General features: G+C 72.0%; 17 protein-coding genes. 12 read left to right on the top strand and 5 right to left on the bottom strand.

The annotated features are described in order from the left end of the window. Nucleotides 1-383 precede the first annotated feature (383 nt). Nucleotides 384-1,553 (top strand): geranylgeranyl reductase family protein, encoded by a 1,170-nt coding sequence (locus ABZS42_RS10415; protein WP_355143763.1) that lies wholly within the window; start codon nt 384-386, stop codon nt 1,551-1,553. 31 nt (nt 1,554-1,584) lie between these two features. Continuing rightward, entirely contained in the window at nt 1,585-2,355 is a 771-nt protein-coding gene (locus tag ABZS42_RS10410; protein ID WP_355143741.1) for an isoprenyl transferase, read from the top strand. Between the two features lie 28 nt (nt 2,356-2,383). Here ABZS42_RS10410 and otsB read toward each other — a convergent pair whose 3' ends face one another. The 3 genes from otsB to ABZS42_RS10395 all read right to left on the bottom strand — a co-directional run bounded on the left by otsB (nt 2,384) and on the right by ABZS42_RS10395 (nt 4,236). Further along, nucleotides 2,384-3,208 carry a trehalose-phosphatase gene (gene otsB, locus ABZS42_RS10405; RefSeq protein WP_355143739.1) on the bottom strand — a complete coding sequence of 275 codons (825 nt, stop codon included), beginning with the start codon at nt 3,206-3,208 and terminating at the stop codon, nt 2,384-2,386. Between the two features lie 68 nt (nt 3,209-3,276). Beyond that, the gene (locus tag ABZS42_RS10400; protein WP_355143737.1) at nt 3,277-3,630 is read right to left on the bottom strand and encodes a hypothetical protein; all 354 of its coding nucleotides are present in this window, start codon (nt 3,628-3,630) and stop codon (nt 3,277-3,279) included. Between the two features lie 162 nt (nt 3,631-3,792). Further along, nucleotides 3,793-4,236 (bottom strand): XRE family transcriptional regulator, encoded by a 444-nt coding sequence (locus ABZS42_RS10395; RefSeq protein WP_355143735.1) that lies wholly within the window; start codon nt 4,234-4,236, stop codon nt 3,793-3,795. 264 nt (nt 4,237-4,500) lie between these two features. Between ABZS42_RS10395 and ABZS42_RS10390 the strand changes: the two genes are divergently transcribed. The 7 genes from ABZS42_RS10390 to ABZS42_RS10360 all read left to right on the top strand — a co-directional run bounded on the left by ABZS42_RS10390 (nt 4,501) and on the right by ABZS42_RS10360 (nt 11,440). Continuing rightward, nucleotides 4,501-4,845 carry a hypothetical protein gene (locus ABZS42_RS10390; protein ID WP_355143733.1) on the top strand — a complete coding sequence of 115 codons (345 nt, stop codon included), beginning with the start codon at nt 4,501-4,503 and terminating at the stop codon, nt 4,843-4,845. A gap of 31 nt (nt 4,846-4,876) precedes the next feature. Beyond that, on the top strand, nt 4,877-5,215 hold the full coding sequence (locus ABZS42_RS10385) for a hypothetical protein (RefSeq protein WP_355143731.1): 339 nt from the start codon (nt 4,877-4,879) through the stop codon (nt 5,213-5,215). 495 nt (nt 5,216-5,710) lie between these two features. Continuing rightward, nucleotides 5,711-7,126, top strand: coding sequence for a PhoH family protein (locus tag ABZS42_RS10380; protein WP_355143729.1), 1,416 nt, complete (start codon nt 5,711-5,713; stop codon nt 7,124-7,126). A 266-nt stretch (nt 7,127-7,392) separates the two neighbouring features. Then, nucleotides 7,393-8,082: a lytic transglycosylase domain-containing protein gene (locus tag ABZS42_RS10375; protein WP_355143727.1), complete on the top strand. Its 690-nt coding sequence runs from the start codon at nt 7,393-7,395 to the stop codon at nt 8,080-8,082. 109 nt (nt 8,083-8,191) lie between these two features. Beyond that, the gene (locus ABZS42_RS10370; RefSeq protein ID WP_355143726.1) at nt 8,192-8,836 is read left to right on the top strand and encodes a rhomboid family intramembrane serine protease; all 645 of its coding nucleotides are present in this window, start codon (nt 8,192-8,194) and stop codon (nt 8,834-8,836) included. Between the two features lie 171 nt (nt 8,837-9,007). Then, entirely contained in the window at nt 9,008-9,976 is a 969-nt protein-coding gene (locus ABZS42_RS10365) for an NAD(P)/FAD-dependent oxidoreductase (RefSeq protein WP_355143724.1), read from the top strand. A 69-nt stretch (nt 9,977-10,045) separates the two neighbouring features. Next, nucleotides 10,046-11,440: a hypothetical protein gene (locus tag ABZS42_RS10360; protein WP_355143722.1), complete on the top strand. Its 1,395-nt coding sequence runs from the start codon at nt 10,046-10,048 to the stop codon at nt 11,438-11,440. Here the strand turns inward: ABZS42_RS10360 and ABZS42_RS10355 are convergent. Together ABZS42_RS10355 and glpX are read right to left on the bottom strand one after the other, a co-directional pair. Beyond that, nucleotides 11,400-12,344, bottom strand: coding sequence for a DMT family transporter (locus ABZS42_RS10355; RefSeq protein ID WP_355143761.1), 945 nt, complete (start codon nt 12,342-12,344; stop codon nt 11,400-11,402). The two genes, ABZS42_RS10360 and ABZS42_RS10355, sit on opposite strands and share 41 nt — an antisense overlap. A 26-nt stretch (nt 12,345-12,370) precedes the next feature. Further along, the gene (gene glpX, locus ABZS42_RS10350) at nt 12,371-13,402 is read right to left on the bottom strand and encodes a class II fructose-bisphosphatase (RefSeq protein ID WP_355143720.1); all 1,032 of its coding nucleotides are present in this window, start codon (nt 13,400-13,402) and stop codon (nt 12,371-12,373) included. 157 nt (nt 13,403-13,559) lie between these two features. On the opposite strand from glpX, the gene ABZS42_RS10345 reads away from it, so the two are divergent. The 3 genes from ABZS42_RS10345 (at nt 13,560) to ABZS42_RS10335 (ending at nt 15,882) form a co-directional block, all read left to right on the top strand. Continuing rightward, complete coding sequence (locus ABZS42_RS10345) at nt 13,560-14,294, top strand: DUF4245 domain-containing protein (RefSeq protein WP_355143718.1); 735 nt, start codon at nt 13,560-13,562, stop codon at nt 14,292-14,294. A 162-nt stretch (nt 14,295-14,456) separates the two neighbouring features. Further along, nucleotides 14,457-14,765, top strand: coding sequence for a hypothetical protein (locus ABZS42_RS10340; RefSeq protein ID WP_355143716.1), 309 nt, complete (start codon nt 14,457-14,459; stop codon nt 14,763-14,765). Nucleotides 14,766-15,018: 253 nt separating this feature from the next. Further along, nucleotides 15,019-15,882, top strand: coding sequence for a hypothetical protein (locus ABZS42_RS10335; protein WP_355143714.1), 864 nt, complete (start codon nt 15,019-15,021; stop codon nt 15,880-15,882). The last annotated feature ends 73 nt before the right edge of the window (nt 15,883-15,955 follow it).

Genomic DNA, 15,955 nt, shown 5'->3' with positions numbered 1-15,955 from the left:
CTGTCTGGGTTGCCCTAGGCTTACTCAGTTTTTTTTGGGGGTGTGCTTTTGTCTCATTTCTCGCCGGCGGGCGGGCCGGGCGCGGCCGCCCCCGCCCCCCCCCCCCCCCGTCCGCCGTCTGGTGGCACGGCGCCGCACGGCGCTCGGCCCGCCGGGCACGCCGTCCGTGCCCGCGGGCGCCTCGTATCCGGGGCAGCTCGACAGCGTCGGGAACAGGTGCGGTAACTCTCCGCCCGACCACCCTGCCTGCGATCCGGGCACCCGACCGGGACGCGCCCGGCGAAGTGGTGTCAGCGGTCGGGGGCGGGGACCGGGCAGGATGGGGGAGTGAGCTTGGTCACCTGAGAGCTTCGTGTGGGTGCGACCCGGCGAACGCGACCCCGATCAGCAGGCCGGAGGAGGGCGACGCGGTGAGCGACGAGTTCGACGTGGTGGTGGTCGGGGCGGGTCCGGCCGGCGCGGCAGCCGCGCTGGCTGCCCGGCGGGCGGATGCCCGGGTGCTGCTGCTCGACCGGGCGGACTTCCCCCGGGACAAGGCGTGCGGTGACGGGATCGCCGCGCACGCGGTGGACGCCCTCGCCGAGTTGGGGGTGCTGGATGCGGTCGCCGGCTACCCGCCACTGCCGGCGCTGCGGCTGGTCGGCCCGGGTGGCGGCACGGTCGCCCGCCCGCTGCCCCGCCCGGCGTACACCGTGCCCCGGGAGGTTTTCGACGCCCGGCTCGTCGCGGCGGCGGTGGCCGCCGGTGCGGAACTGCGCCGGCACACCGTACGCCGGTTGGAGCAGACCGCCGACCGGGTCGTGCTCGACGGTGACATCGTGGCGCGGGCAGTGGTCGGCGCCGACGGCGCCGGCTCGGTGGTCCGGCGGCTGCTCGGGCACCCGGTCAACCCGGACCGCCACCTCGCGCTGGCCATGCGCGGTTACGCCCCGGCCCCTCCCGGGTCACCGGAGCAGCTCATCGTCACCTCGGGCGAGCGCTGGCCGGCGTACGCCTGGTCGTTCCCGATCGGCGACGGGCGGGCGAACATCGGGTACGGGGAGGTGCTGCGGGGGGAGGCGCTGACCCGGGCGTACCTGCTCGACCGGCTCGCCGCGCTGCTGCCGGGAATCGATCCGGCCGCGGTCGAGGGGCTGCGCGCCCATCACCTGCCGCTGTCCACGCACCGCCCGGTGCCCGGCCACCGGCGCGTGGTGCTGGCCGGCGACGCCCTCTCCTTGATCAATCCGTTTACCGGGGAGGGGATCTTCTACGCGCTGGTCTCCGGGTCATTGGCCGGCGCCGCGGCGGCGGGCGCACCGGACCGGGCCACCCAGCGGTACGCCCACTCACTCCGCCGCCGGCTCGGTACCCACCTGCGGCACAGCTCGTTGGCGGCGTCGCTGGCCCGGCACCGGCGGGTGGTGGACGCGGCGGTCCGTGCTGCCCGGCGCGACGACCGGGTCTACCGCAGCGTCGTGGAGCTCGGGCTGGGCGACGGACGGCTGAACGCCCGTACCCTCGCGATGATCGGGATCGGTCTTCCGGCGCGTGATGAGGCTCCGCGACGCTGATGCCCCGGGCAGGTCGCTACGCTGCTAGGTGATGTCTCTGCGGAACCTTGTCTACTCGGCGTACGAGCGGCGCCTCAAGGCGAAACTCGTGGGTAAGCCGGTGCCCCGGCACGTCGGCGTCATGTGTGACGGCAACCGCCGATGGGCCCGGGAAATGGGTTACGTCGACCCGAACGACGGCCACCGGATGGGCGCCGAGCGGATCAAGGAGTTGCTGCGCTGGTGCGACGCCGCCGGTGTGGGGCACGTCACGCTCTGGCTGCTCTCCACCGACAATCTCTCCCGGCCGGCCGCCGAGCTGGACCCGCTGCTCCAGATCATCGAAGACCTCACCACCGAGCTGGCCGAGGAGGGCAACCCCTGGCGGCTGCGGATGGTGGGCGCGCTCGACGTACTACCGGCGCACCACGCGGCCGCGCTCAAGGCGGCCGAGGAACGCACGCGGGGTCGCAGCGGCGGGGCGCAGGTCAACATCGCCGTCGGGTACGGCGGGCGGCGCGAGATCGTCGACGCGGTGCGCTCGTTGCTGCTGGAGCACGCGGCGGCCGGAGGCAGCATCGAGGAGCTGGCCGAGGGGCTGGACGTCGAGCACATCGCCGAGCACCTCTACACCCGTGGCCAGCCGGATCCGGACCTGGTGATCCGGACCAGCGGGGAGCAGCGCCTCTCCGGGTTCATGCTGTGGCAGTCGGCGCACTCCGAGTTCTACTTCTGCGAGTTGAACTGGCCGGATTTCCGGCAGACCGACTTCCTCCGCGCGCTGCGCTCGTACGCGAACCGTCAACGGCGCTTCGGCGCCTGACCGACCGCCACCTCGGGGTAAGGCGGGGCTAGCCGAGGTGCCGGGCGGCCCGGGTGAGGAAGTCGCCGAGCGCGGCTGGTGAGTCGATGGTGAGGTCGGCGGCGTCGGCCACCTCCTGACCGGTCTCCGGGTTGGCGACCGCCACGCACATGCCGAAGAAGCTCGGGTCGGCGGTGGCGCGGGCGCGCAGCGCGGCGAACGCCTTGATGTCGGAGACGTCGTCGCCGAAGTACCACGCGGCGGCCGCGTCCTGGATCGCCTCGCCGATCACCATGCCCTTGTCCCGGTCGACCGGGGGCTTGAGTTCGAGCACCATCCGGCCGCCCTGCACGCGCAGCCCGAGGCGGTCGGCCTGGGCCTGGCCCCATTCCTGCACGGCCTCGCCGAGCTGGGGTGCGGTACGCCAGTGCAGCGCCACCGAGAGCCGCTTGAACTCGACGAGCGTGCCGGCGGGCAGCTCGGCCCGGGCCAGCTCCGCCAGCTCGGCCATGGTGGGCACCCAGGGCAGGGCGGCGGGTTCGGTCACCGTGTCACCCCCGGAGTGGCTCTGCTCCAGGCCGTAGAGACCGTAGAGGTCGACCCCGGCGAGGCCGCCGAGGCGATCACGCAGGAAGTCCACCGGGCGGGCCGACACGATCGCGATCCGGCGTACCAGGGGAGCGAGCGCCTCGATCGCGGTCAGCACCCTCGGGGCGGGCTGTACCGCGGTCGGATCGTCGCCGACCGGCGCGAGCGTGCCGTCGAAGTCGAAGAAGAGCACGGTTCCGGCTGCCCGGCCGGCGTTCGCGCGCCAGACGTCGTCGGCGCTCGACAGGTCCCTTGGCTGCTGGTTGCCCAGATTCAACGGCGGCACGCGCGTCAGCGTACCCCGGCGTCGCGGGCTCATTCGTGGTCGAGCGGACTCCGCGGTGAGAGCTCGGATCAGCGTTCGGCGGCTCCTCTTCCCCGTCTCCCGAACGGTACGACCGCCGCCTCCTGGCCGTGGCTGAGCAGGTAGCCCTCCACGAAGCCGGTGTTGCGGTCACCGGCGCGCGACTCGATCTCGTCCAGCCGCGCCACCAGGAACTCGGTGAGCGCGCTGACCCGGTCGTTCAGCCGTTCGTGCAGCTCGGCGAGGACGGCCAGGACGACCGCGATGCCGGCGGTGGTGAGCGCGAAGAGATTGACGAGCAGGGGAAGCTGCCCGCCGTCGACCACGAGTGTCACCGCGTTCCCGGTGATGCACAGTGTCATCGACACCGTGGCCACCACGACTGCCAACCATTTCAGGGTCATGGACAGACCCCTCCTTCTGTCCCGCAGGGCTGGGTTCGGCCTTGTCCCGTCCCCCCGCCGACGACGAGCCCAAGCAGTACGAATAGGGACGCTAGCGTGCCCGTTACGGCCCCGGAGCGAAACGAATGAGTCTGACCTGCTGTTCTTTCGCTATCTGAGGAACTACCCGGCCTGTTTCCCGCGCTTTCGGACATCGACCGGGAGGGTTGGGCGATAAGCGAGGTAGCGAATGGTTTCTCGAATGTGGAACTTCTCCGCGTCCGAGACGTTCGGATCGACGAGGCGCCGCAGTAGTGCCTCCACGTCCGGGTCCATCGGCGGGACGGTCCGGGTGTCGCGGGGGGCGGCGGCGGTGCGGTCCCAGCCGAGGGCCGCGAAGGCGGTGGCGGGGTTGAGACCGAGGCCCTCGCAGAAGGCGACCACCCGTTCGGCCTCCGGATCGCTGGCCCAGTCGCCGCGTACCCAGCGGTTGATGGTCTGCCGGGAGACGCCGGTGCGCCGGGAGACCTCTGTGCCGCTCCAGGCCCGGGTGGCTCGTGCCTCGTCGAGCGCCCGTCGGACGAAGGTGGCGAAGGCGATCTTCCGTGCGTTGGCGGTCTCGGTCACCTCGTGACGGTACGGCCAGTCGGCGGCGGGCGGGGTCCCTGGCACGCCGTTGTCACGTGAACGTGACGGCCGACTCGGATTTGCGGTGAACGATCCAGTACGGCTTCTGAGGGGTGTCAGCTGGGCAGAATAGATGACCATTGGTGGTGCCGTAAACGGACGAAAAGCTGATACTGTCACGCCCATGGGACAACCTACGGTGTGTCACGTGCCTGAGACGATTGGTGCTCACATGCGTCACGCCCCCGGTGCGAGGGGGGTGTGGTGACCGAACTCGCGACGCGTGCCCAGGCCTTCGGTCTGATCGCCGAGGGCGTCGCCGCCGGCCTGAGCGCCCCCTGGCGCCTCTACCTCGCCCGGGGCTGCCGTTACCTGTCGCTGAGCGTCGGCGACCGGACCGAGTGGAACGCCTGGCGTACCCACCTCGGCTGCCCGGAGCTGAGCGTACGGGTCTACGACGCCGGCGGGGAGATCCGCCGGTCGTCGGTGGCGGAGGTGGTCCTGGACGGCTGCCGGGTCAGCGTCGAGCTGGTCGAGGAGGTCAGCACCGGCGACCTGGACCAGCTGCTGGTCGCCGATCCCGCCTCGGTCGATCCGGAGGAGCGATGACGCGGCCCCGGCGGCGTCCGGGAGCCGCCCGATGAGTCCATTCCTCGCGATCTTCCTCGTGCTCGTGCTCGGCGCCGCCAGCTACGCCGCCGGGCGGCTGCACGGGCAGCTGAGCTATCGCATCGGCTACCGGTTCGGCTACCGGCAGGGCTACTTCGACGGCGACCGTGGCGCCTGGAACCGGCGCCGCCGGGACGCGCAGGCCGCCATCGCGTCGGCACTGTCCACACCTCCCCCGCCCAGCACCATCCGGGTGAGCGGGACGGTGGCCCGTCCCGGCACCACCTACACCGGCTCGTCGTTCTCGGCGCCGGCCGCCCCGGTCACCGGGCGGCACCCGACCGGCACCCTGGTCAGACGAACCGGTTGAACCGGTCGACGGGGTTCGCCGCCCGGCACCCGGTCGTCCGGTCGAAGGCGCGGTGCGTCGTCCGCGGCGGACACGCACCGTCGGGGCCACGTCAGACCGGTGACGGTGGTCCCACCGGCCGGGATGCGCGCAGGGGGCATGCATCCCGGCCGGCTCCGCCGCCCTCGGCTCGGCAGCCGGCGTGCCCGATCGCGCCGGCTGCCGCGGGGTCCTGCGCGCCGACGGCGTACGAGCCGGGTACCCCGGTCGGGGACGTGTGCGCCGCCGTGCCGGTGACCGGCCGTTCAGGTACCGGTCGGCGGAGAGCAATCACCAACCCCTAGCCGGGATGCCCGTACCGGGCTAGCGTCTAGGCATGGCGCGGGGTTCCCCCGGCCAACCGGCAAGCCCGGACCTGCGACCCTCGCGCATGGGGCCCGCATCCGACCCCGTGTCCCCGGGCACCGGCGGAGGCGGAATGCGGATGGCCGGGTGCACATCCGCCGGAGCAGGCCTGTGACGACTCGCCGTACCACTGCCGGTGCCGATCAGACCCCGGCCGCGACTGCCGTGACCCGCCGAGCCACCCGGAGCCGCCGCACGGCGGCCACCGCGCCGGCCGACGCCAAGGAGCCCCGACCAGCCGGCCAGTCCTTCGTCCTGGACACCTCGGTGTTGCTCTCCGACCCGGCAGCGTTCCACCGATTCTCCGAGCACGAGGTGGTCCTGCCGCTCGTGGTGATCTCCGAATTGGAGGGCAAACGTCATCATCCGGAGCTGGGCTGGTTCGCCCGGCAGTCGCTGCGCATGCTCGACGAGCTGCGCGTACAGCACGGGCGGCTGGACCGGCCGGTGCCCGCGAACGACGCCGGCGGCACGCTGCGGGTGGAGCTCAACCACACCGACGACGGGGTGCTGCCGCCCGGGTTCCGGAACGAGAGCAACGACGCCCGCATCCTCTCCGTGGCGTTGAACCTCGCCGCCGAGGGGCGGGCGGTCACGCTGGTCAGCAAGGACATGCCGCTGCGGGTCAAGGCCGCTTCGGTGGGTCTGCGTGCCGACGAGTACCGGCACGGCCAGGCCAGCGACCCGACCTGGACGGGCATGGCCGAGTTGGAGCTGAGCGAGGAGCAGATCGGCCAGCTGTACGCCGGCGAGACGCTCGACCTGGACGAGGCGGCGGGGATGCCCTGCCACACCGGCCTGGTGCTGCACTCCGGGCGGGGGTCCGCGCTCGGCCGGGTGCTGCCGGACAAGACGGTACGGCTGGTCCGCGGCGACCGGGAGGCGTTCGGCGTCCACGGTCGTTCGGCGGAGCAGCGGATCGCCCTGGACCTCCTGCTGGACGAGTCGGTTGGCATCGTGTCGCTGGGCGGCCGGGCGGGCACCGGTAAGTCCGCCCTCGCCCTGTGCGCGGGGTTGGAGGCGGTGATGGAGCGGCGCCGGCACAAGAAGGTCGTCGTCTTCCGTCCGCTCTACGCCGTCGGCGGCCAGGAGTTGGGCTACCTGCCCGGCACCGAGTCGGAGAAGATGTCGCCCTGGGCGCAGGCGGTCTTCGACACCCTCGGCGCCGTGGTGCACGAGAACGTGTTGGAGGAGGTCACCTCCCGGGGGCTGCTCGAGGTGCTCCCGCTGACCCACATCCGTGGCCGCAGCCTGCACGACGCGTTCGTGATCGTGGACGAGGCGCAGTCGCTGGAACGTGGTGTCCTGCTCACGGTGCTGTCCAGGATCGGGCAGGGTTCCCGGGTCGTACTGACCCACGACGTGGCGCAGCGGGACAATCTGCGGGTCGGCCGGCACGACGGGGTGACCGCGGTGATCGAGGCGTTGAAGGGCCATCCGCTCTTCGCCCATGTCACGCTCAGCCGTTCGGAACGCTCGCCCATCGCGGCGATGGTGACCGATCTGCTGGAGGACATCCCGACGTAGTGACGTTTTAATGGTGTCTCGTCCGGATTTTTGCTGTGGTCCAAGTCACAAATCCGTCGCTTGGTTTCCCATCGGCCTCACCGTGCGCAATCGTGTCCCACGAGCGCCCACGCACCGAACAGATCGTCAGGCATCATTCGTCACACCCGCCACGACACCGGTGCGTCGGCTGCGACCGGCGACGGTCGGGGCGCTCACGGCGCGGGCCCGGCCCTCGACGGCCCGGGACCCCGCCGTGTCCTTGCCCCCGACGAAGGGACCACTTCGTGAGTCGGCTGTGGAGCCGGTTGGGCGCCCGCACGGCCGCCGTCGCGCTGCTCTCCGTGGGCGTTGCCGGCGGCGTCTATCTGGGCGACGACCGGGAAGCCCAGCAGGATGGCCTGGCGGCGCAGGTCAGCGCGCAGGTCGACCAGGCGGAGCACGAGTACCTGCGCGAGCGCCAGGCCGCCCACCAGATGCAGTTCGCGCAGCAGCGCGCCGCCGAGTACCAGGCGCAGCTGCGGGCCGCCGAAGCCGCCAAGGAGGCCGCCGAGCGGGCCAAGCGGGCCGAGCGGGCAGCCGCGTCCCGCAAACGCGAGCGGGCGAAGGCCGAAGAGGCCGCGAACGCGGTCACGAAGCCGTACGACGGGCCGATCCCCGCCTCGTGCGGTGAGTACAGCGGCAACCGGAAGATCGGCTGCGCGGAGATGATCAACGCGGGTTTCCCGATCAAGGAGTTCCCGTGCCTCGACAGGCTTTGGACCAAGGAGAGCGGGTGGAACCACAAGGCCCACAACGTCTCGTCCGGTGCGTACGGCATCCCGCAGGCCAGGCCCGGCGACAAGATGAGTTCCGTCGCTGACGACTGGAAGACCAACCCGGCCACCCAGATCAAGTGGGGACTGGGCTACATCGAGGGGCGCTACGACACGCCCTGCGGCGCCTGGGCGCACTCCCAGAGCTCCGGCTGGTACTGAGAAGGAAACGCGCGAGAACGGGGCGGGTGGCGTACACCCGCCCCGTTTTCCGTGCGTCCGCGCGGGACGCGAGTGGCGGTCGGCCGCGTTTACTGATAGCAGTGGTGAGGTGACCCTGCTCCCCGGAAGCAACGACCCCCACCGCTTCGGCACCGAGGCGTTCTACGCCGCGCTCGGCCGGGCCTTCGTCGCGATGTGCGCCGTGGTGCCGTTCCTCTTCCTCATCGAGGTCGTCGATCAGGGTCTCGCGTTCGGCCTGGACGCCTCCGCCGGCATCATCCCGAAGCGGATCGACGGACTGGACGGCGTCTTCTTCTCACCGTTCCTGCACCACGGCTTCGACCACCTCTACAGCAACAGCATTCCGCTGATCCTGCTCGGCACGTTCGTGCTCGCCGCCGGCGCCCGCCGTTTCCTCTGGTCCACCCTGTTGATCATCGTGGTGAGCGGGCTCGGCGTGTGGTTCACCGGCTCGCCCAACTCGGTGGTGGTCGGCGCGAGCGGGGTGATCTTCGGCTATCTGGGCATCCTGCTCACCCGCGGCATCTTCGAACGCAGCTGGTGGAACTTCGCGGTTTTCCTGCTGGTCGGGCTTCTCTACGGCTGGCAACTGGTGGGCGTCCTGCCCACCGACGAGCTGATCTCCTGGCAGGGGCACCTGTTCGGGCTGCTCGGCGGGGTGGTCGCCGCCATCCTGTTCCGGCGCCGCCGGCACGACCCGAGCCGCTCGGAGTCCACGTTCTCGACGCCGTGAGCGGGCCGACCGGGCCTGCGGACCTCCGTGTGCCGGAGCACGCCGCCGGGCCCGCGTACCCGCCGTGACCTGCCCGCGCGCCGCCGACGACACGCTTGCCCCGGGCCGCGCCAGCGCCATACCGTCGACATCAGCACGCGTTGATCCGCAAGCGGGAAGCGACGGTACGCCATGCGCGAGGTCGATGTCGCCGTGATCGGAGCCGGTCCGACCGGTTTGTTCGCCGCGTACTACGCCGGTTTCCGAGGGCTCTCGGTGGCGGTGATCGACGCACTGCCGGAGCCCGGTGGCCAGGTCACCGCGATGTACCCGGAGAAACTCATCCTCGACGTGGCCGGATTCCCGTCGATCAAGGGGCGGGACCTGGTGGCGAACCTGGTCGCCCAGACCGCGCCCTTCAATCCGCGCTACCTGCTGGGCACCCGCGCCGAGAAGCTGACGTACGCCGACGAACGCCCAGTGCTCGGCCTCGGCGGGGGCGAGCGGCTCCACTGCGGGGCGGTGGTCGTCACCGGCGGGCTGGGCAGCTTCACCCCCCGCCCGTTGCCGGTCGCCGAACACTTCGTCGGCACCGGGATCGTCTACTTCGTGCCGCAGCCGGCCGAGCTGGCCGGTCGGGACGTGTTGATCGTCGGCGGTGGCGACTCCGCCTTCGACTGGGCGCTCACGCTGCACCCGCTGGCCCGCTCCGTGACGCTGGTGCACCGGCGGGAGAAGTTCCGCGCGCACGCCGCCACCGTCTCCCGGGTGCTGGGGCTGCCGATCCGGGTACTGGTCAACGCCGAGGTGACCCGGCTGCACGGCGACGGCACGGTCACCGGTGCGGAGATTACCGTACGGGGTGGCGCTACGGAGATCCTGCCGGTCGACACCGTGGTGGCGGCGCTCGGTTTCACCGCCGACCTCGGCCCGCTCGCCGAGTGGGGCCTCCGGCTGGACCGCCGGCACATCCTCGTGGACAGCACGATGGCCACGAACCTGCCCCGCGTCTTCGCGGCCGGAGACATCACCGAGTACCCGGGCAAGGTCCGGCTGATCGCCACCGGGTTCGGCGAGGCCGCCACGGCGGTGAACAACGCGGCGGTCGCCATCGACCCGGGCGCTCACCTCTTCCCGGGCCACTCCTCGGACGGCACCTGACCGCACACCGCTACCCGATGCTGTTCAAGGCGTGGCCGGATCGAGATTCGCCACTGTCAGCCTGGGCGCATGACCGAGCCGCATCGGCAGCCACGCGACAGCGCTCCCGCCGTGCTGGCCTGGCTGGGACACCCGATCTCGGTGGCCGCCCTCGTCCTGCTCCTGGTCAACGACCGGCCGCTGAAGGTGGAGTTCCCGGGACCGGTGACCGGCAAGCTCAGCGATGTGGCGGGGCTGGTGGTCGCGCCACCGTTGACCGCCGTCCTGCTCACGCTGCTGGCACAACGCCTGCCGGCCCGTACGGCGGTCGCGCTCGGGTTCATGCTGGTCGGCGCCGTCTTCACCGTGGTCAAGTCCGACTCCGGCGCCGCTGCCGCGGCCTCGGCGATCTGGAGCGTCGTGAGCGGGCCGTCGCTGATCCGGGCGGACCTCACCGATCTGCTGGCCCTGCCCGCGCTGGCCCTGGCCGTCTTGAGCTGGATCGGGGCTCGACGTGAACGAGTACGGCAACGTACGGCACGTATGGTCCGGCTGCTGGTGCTGCTGCCGGCGGCGACGTTCGCGGCCGCGGCCACCAGCGCGATCCACTACCCGGACGCGGTACGGGTCGCGGTCGTCGACGATCGACTCGTGGCCGCCGTCGGCAGCGGGTACGGCGACTACGCGACCGAAGCCGACTCATGGCGGATCAGCGAGGACGACGGAATCACCTGGCGGGACGCCACCGAGCCGGAACAGGAGGCGCTGCGAAGCCGAATCGGCACGGCGGGCGAGCCGGCCCGGCACGCCTGTTCGCGGGCGAACCCGGCGCGGTGCTACCGGCTGGTGACCGGACGGCTCCGGGTCGACGAGAGCGACGACGCGGGCTGGACGTGGCGGACGGCCTGGGAGGTGACCGAGAAGCAGCGGGCGGTGCTGATCCGGCAGTACGCGGAGTCCGGCCCCAGGGGCCCGCGGGTGAGCGGGCAGGAACTGGTCGTCCAGGACACGACGGCCGACCGGCACCTGGTGCTGGTCGCCAACGGCCGTGACGGCTTCGCACTCCGCGGCGCCGACGGTGTCTGGGCGCGGATCGGCTTCACCGGCGCGACAGTGGGCAACCACCCGTACGACGGGCGGGCACCGACGCTGGGTGAGAGCAGCCCCGACTCCCGGGGTGCGGATCCGCTACGGGTGGTGCTGCTGCTGTTCGGGTTGGCGGTGCTCGTCCTGGCCGTGTCCGGTGCCCGAGGTGGGAAGCGAACCGATGCGGCTCACTGGCTGCCCGCCACTCTGGGGCTTCTCGGGGCGCTGGTGCTGGAGGCTGCTCCTGGGCTGGCGCGCGGCCCGTCTCGTCGCGCCACCCACCCGCTGGGTCGACCCGCCGTACCCGTGGGTGCCGGCCGGACCAGCGACCTGACGGGCGGGCCGGCCGCTCAGGCCGTCACTGCCGCGCCGGCCGCTGCGGAGCCACCGCGGCGATGAGCACGGCGACCAGCGTGAGAGCGGCACCGCCCAGGGTGGTGAGGGTGGGGTGCGAGGCGGCCGTCGGCACGACCAGGTCCACCAGGACGGCACCGACGACCTGGCCGGCGATGGTGGCCAGGCCGAGCAGCAGCACGCCGGTGAAGCGGACGATCGCCGCGGCGACCGCGATGAAGACGATGCCGATCGGGCCGCCCAGGTAGAGCCAGGGCTCGGCGGGCAGGCTCCCGGTGGGCCAGCCGCGTACCGCCACGTCGACGGCGAACGCCACGAGCAGAGCCACGGTGCCGACGGCGAAGTTCACCAGGGTGGCGGTCAGCGCGCTGCCCGAGGCGCCCCGCACCCGTCCGTTGACCGCCTGTTGCCAGGCGATGCCGACGCCGGCGAGCAGCGGCAGCACGGCGAGCACCAGCGTGTCCGGCTGATCGAACCGGTCGCTGACGGACAGGAGCACCGCGACCACCGCGAGCGCGGCGCCGGCCAGCCGCTGGCCGGTGATCGGGTGTGCGCCGGCGGGGCCGATGCCGGCCCGGTCGACCGCCAGGCTGCTGCCGGACTGACCGGCCACCACGGCCACGGTGAAGACCGCCACGCCGAGCGTGCCGATGGTGAGCCCCTGGGTGGCCACCAGGAACGCACCGAACACCCCGCCCAGGCACTGCCAGGGCCGCAACGCGCCGCTAGCCAGTGCCGTGCGCAGGGTGACCAGGCCACGCCGCCCGGCCGGGGAGGTGGGAACCAGCACCAGCAGCACCAGTAGCCCGATGCCGAAGGAGATCACCGCGGCGCCGAAACCGTCGCCGAGGCGTACGCCCAACTCGCCGTTGATCCTCGACTGCACGGCGACGGCGACGCCGGAGATGGTCGCCAGACCCACCCCGGCGATCCGCTGGGTCGCCGGCAGGACGGGCCGGTCGGTGGTGGCGGCGCTCACTCCTGCTCGGCCAGGGGGCGGCCGTCGAAGTCGACGGCCGAGTAGAGCGCGAGCTTCTCCAGCCGGTGGTACGAGTCGATCACGCGGATCGTGCCGCTCTTCGAGCGCATCACGATCGACTGGGTGTACGCCCCGCCCGCGCGGTAGCGCACTCCCCGCAGTAGATCCCCGGAGGTGACGCCGGTGGCCACGAAGAAGCAGTTGTCCCCGGTCACCAGGTCGTCGGTGAAGAGCACCCGGTCCAGGTCGTGGCCGGCGGCCAGGGCCTTCTCCCGCTCCTCGTCGTCCTTGGGCCAGAGCTTCGCCTGCATCATCCCGCCCATGCACTTGAGCGCGCAGGCGGACGTGATCCCCTCGGGGGTGCCGCCGATGCCCATCAGCACGTCGACGTCCGACTCGCCCCGGGCGGCCGCGATGGCGCCGGCGATGTCTCCGTCGGAGATGAACCGGATGCCCGCGCCGGCCCGCCGGATCTGCTCGATCAGATCCTTGTGCCGGGGGCGGTCCAGCACGCAGACCGTCACCTCGGAGACGTCGGTGCCCTTGACCCGCGCGATGCGGCGCAGGTTGTCGGTCACTCCCGCGTTGATGTCCACCACGTCGGCGTAGGCGGGGCCGACGGCGAGCTTCTCCATGTAGAAGACGGCGCTGGGGTCGAACATCGCGCCCCGCTCGGCGACCGCCAGCACCGCGAGGGCGTTCGGCATCCCCTTGCTCATCAGCGTGGTGCCGTCGATCGGATCGACCGCGACGTCCACCGCCGGGCCGGTCCCGTCGCCGACCTCCTCACCGTTGAAGAGCATCGGGGCGTTGTCCTTCTCGCCCTCGCCGATCACCACCACGCCGCGCATCGGGATCGAGTTGATCAGCTTGCGCATGGCGTCGACGGCGGCCCCGTCCCCGCCTTCCTTGTCACCACGGCCGACCCACCGGCCGGCGGCCATCGCCGCGGCCTCGGTGACCCGGACCAGGTCGAGGGCGAGGTTGCGGTCCAGCTTCTGCGGGACCCGGGTCGTGGTGTTCGTCATGACGGCTCCTCCTCGCGACGGTGCGGGGTGGTTCGGCATCACGGGTGTCCTCCGCTGCCGGCTATGTCGCTGATCCTCACACGATCGCGGATGCCGCGCTGGGGCGGGGCGGTGATGGCCTGGATACCGCCCGTCGGGGCGGTGCGAGAATGGCATGGTGGAACCCGCACAGCCTGCCAACCGCGTACCCGCCGACCGGACCCCGGCCGACGGCCAGACCCCGGCGACCGCCGGGGCGGCCGAGGCCCGCGTCGAGTCCCACGGGCAGCCGGCCGGCGAACCGGCCCCGGTCGCCCCGGCAGGTATCGCACGGCAGGACCAGCCCGAGCCGTCCGCTGCCGCGCCGCTGGCATCGTCCGCGCCGCCGGCTCCGGCCGAGGTCCGCCGCTCCGACCGGTCGCCGAAGGACATGGCGATCTCGCTGCTGGTGCTGTTGATTCCGATCGCGCTGCTGCTGGCGTTCTACCGAGGGTTCCTCGGCGGCGACCAGCCGACCCCGGTCGACCCGGCGCCCGCCATCGAGCAGGCCCAGGACGCGAAGGCCTTCCCGGTGAGTCGACCGGCCGGTCTGGGCGAGGACTGGCAGCCGGTGAACGCCCGCTACCAGACTGCGGAGAGCGGCTCGACGCTGCGGATCGGTTACGTGACGCCGGAGGGGAAGGGCGCCCAGTTGCTGCAGAGCAACGTGCCCGCCGACCAGTTCATCCCGACGGAGCTGACCGACCGGGCCCAGCCGCAGGGACAGGTCGAACTGAACGGACGGAACTGGCAGCGGTACAACGCCCGCGAGAACGAGCAGGCGCTGGTGCTGCTGGAGCCGGACCGTACGGTGATCGTGGTGGGCGACGCTCGGGAGAACGAGCTGCGCGAGCTCGCCGACGGGCTGCGCTGAATAGTTCCCCACCCGAGCATCGGATCGGCTAGTCTGCGTCGACTCCCGCCGGACAAGTACCAGCACCTGGACGCTTCCAAGATCAAGGACAGCTCCCTCTCGCTCGACCTGAGCAAGCCCGACCCGGGCAACAGCGCCACGATCATCAAGGCGATCACCGAGGTGCAGAAGACCGGTGAGGGCGCGTACAGCGGCAAGCTCGACGCCTCCGGGGTGACCGACTCCGACGCCCTGGACCAGGACCTGATCAAGGCGCTCGGCGATCAGGCCAAGTCCCTGCCCTTCACCGCGAAGCTGGACTCGCAGGGCCGGCTCACCGAGCTGGTGCTCTCGGTCCCGGCCGCGGGTGAGACCAAGGCGCACGAGATCAAGGTCAGCTACGCCGACTACGGCACCGCCACCGCCGCGCAGCAGCCGGCCGCGGACCAGGTCGTGGAGGCCTCCGAGCAGACCTACGAGATGCTCAAGTAATCGTCGTACGTGCGGAACGGGGGCGGCGGCTGCCGCCCCCGTTCTCGTGTCCTCCGGGCGTCGCCTCTCGGTCGCCGTGCCGGGAAACCGGACAGCCGGGCGATTGCCGGGCCCGGCGGCAGGGAACAGAGCAGGGGCGGGCCGGCCAGTCGGCCTTCCGGCCGGACCGGCTCGCGCGGCGCAGCAGTGGATCGCTGCGTCGCCCGGTTCCGGCGCACGAGCCCGCGTCGGGTGACCCTCTCGGGAGACACGGATGACTGTTCGACGACGACTCGGCGCCGGTCTGGTGGCCGCCGCACTGTTCACCCCGGGCCTCGCCGCGTGCAACGCCACCGGCGCTCCGGGCGGCACCGCCTCGCCGAGCGCCACCGGCACGGCGACCGGTTCCGGCACGCCGACCGCGACCGGGACGGCGTCGCCGGCGACCGGTGACGCGAAGCAGGCGTTGCTCGCCTCCACGGCGGCGATCCGCGACGGGAACTTCCGGTTCACCATGACCGGCGGCGGGAGCAGCGCTGAGGGGCAGGTGCACGAGCCGAGCCAGAGCGCGCGGATGAAGGTGTCGATCGGTGACTCGTCGTCCGACCTGTCGATGACGCTCGACGTGATCCACTACCGGCCCGACAGCTGGGTGAAGGTGGACCTCGGTGGCCCGGCGGCGGGCAGCGTACCGGGGTTGAAGGAGCTGAACCTCGGCAAGTACCAGCACCTCGACCAGACCCGGATCAAGGGGAATCGCAACCTCGGCTTCGACTTCGATCGGCTCGACCCGGCCGGCAGTGAGGTGCTCACCCAGGGCGTCACGGAGGTTCGGCGGACCGGCGAGGGCGCGTACGCCGGCACCCTCGACGTGTCGAAGGCAGCCGAGGCCGGCTCGCTCGACGCCAACATGATCAGCGCGCTCGGGGCGCAGGCGAAGACGGTGCCGTTCACCGCCCGGGTGGACGCCCAGGGCCGGCTCAGCGAGCTGGTGGTCCAGGTCCCGGCGGCCGGCCAGCAGCAGGCCCAGGACGTACGGATCACCTACTCGGACTACGGCAACGCCACGGCCGCCCAGAAGCCCCCGGCCGCCCAGGTCGTCGAGGCCCCGGCCGAGCTGTACAACCTGTTCAACTGACCCAACCCGTCCCGCGCCGCCGGTCTCGTGGTCGTCGGCGGCCTGTTCCGGAGCCTCGACCGCCTGATCGGCG

Source organism: Micromonospora sp. NPDC005367, from assembly GCF_040606825.1.
Classification (GTDB): Bacteria; Actinomycetota; Actinomycetes; order Mycobacteriales; family Micromonosporaceae; genus Micromonospora.
Note: the sequence above shows the minus strand (reverse complement) of the source record. Positions and strands in the feature narration are given on the sequence as shown.

Coding starts and splice junctions, on each gene's coding strand:
- ABZS42_RS10385 (WP_355143731.1), top strand. CDS start 4,877: ATGAGTCCATTCCTCGCGATCTTCCTCGTGCTCGTGCTCGGCGCCGCC.
- ABZS42_RS10410 (WP_355143741.1), top strand. CDS start 1,585: ATGTCTCTGCGGAACCTTGTCTACTCGGCGTACGAGCGGCGCCTCAAG.
- ABZS42_RS10400 (WP_355143737.1), bottom strand. CDS start 3,630: ATGACCCTGAAATGGTTGGCAGTCGTGGTGGCCACGGTGTCGATGACA.
- ABZS42_RS10360 (WP_355143722.1), top strand. CDS start 10,046: ATGACCGAGCCGCATCGGCAGCCACGCGACAGCGCTCCCGCCGTGCTG.
- glpX (WP_355143720.1), bottom strand. CDS start 13,402: ATGACGAACACCACGACCCGGGTCCCGCAGAAGCTGGACCGCAACCTC.
- ABZS42_RS10365 (WP_355143724.1), top strand. CDS start 9,008: ATGCGCGAGGTCGATGTCGCCGTGATCGGAGCCGGTCCGACCGGTTTG.
- ABZS42_RS10335 (WP_355143714.1), top strand. CDS start 15,019: ATGACTGTTCGACGACGACTCGGCGCCGGTCTGGTGGCCGCCGCACTG.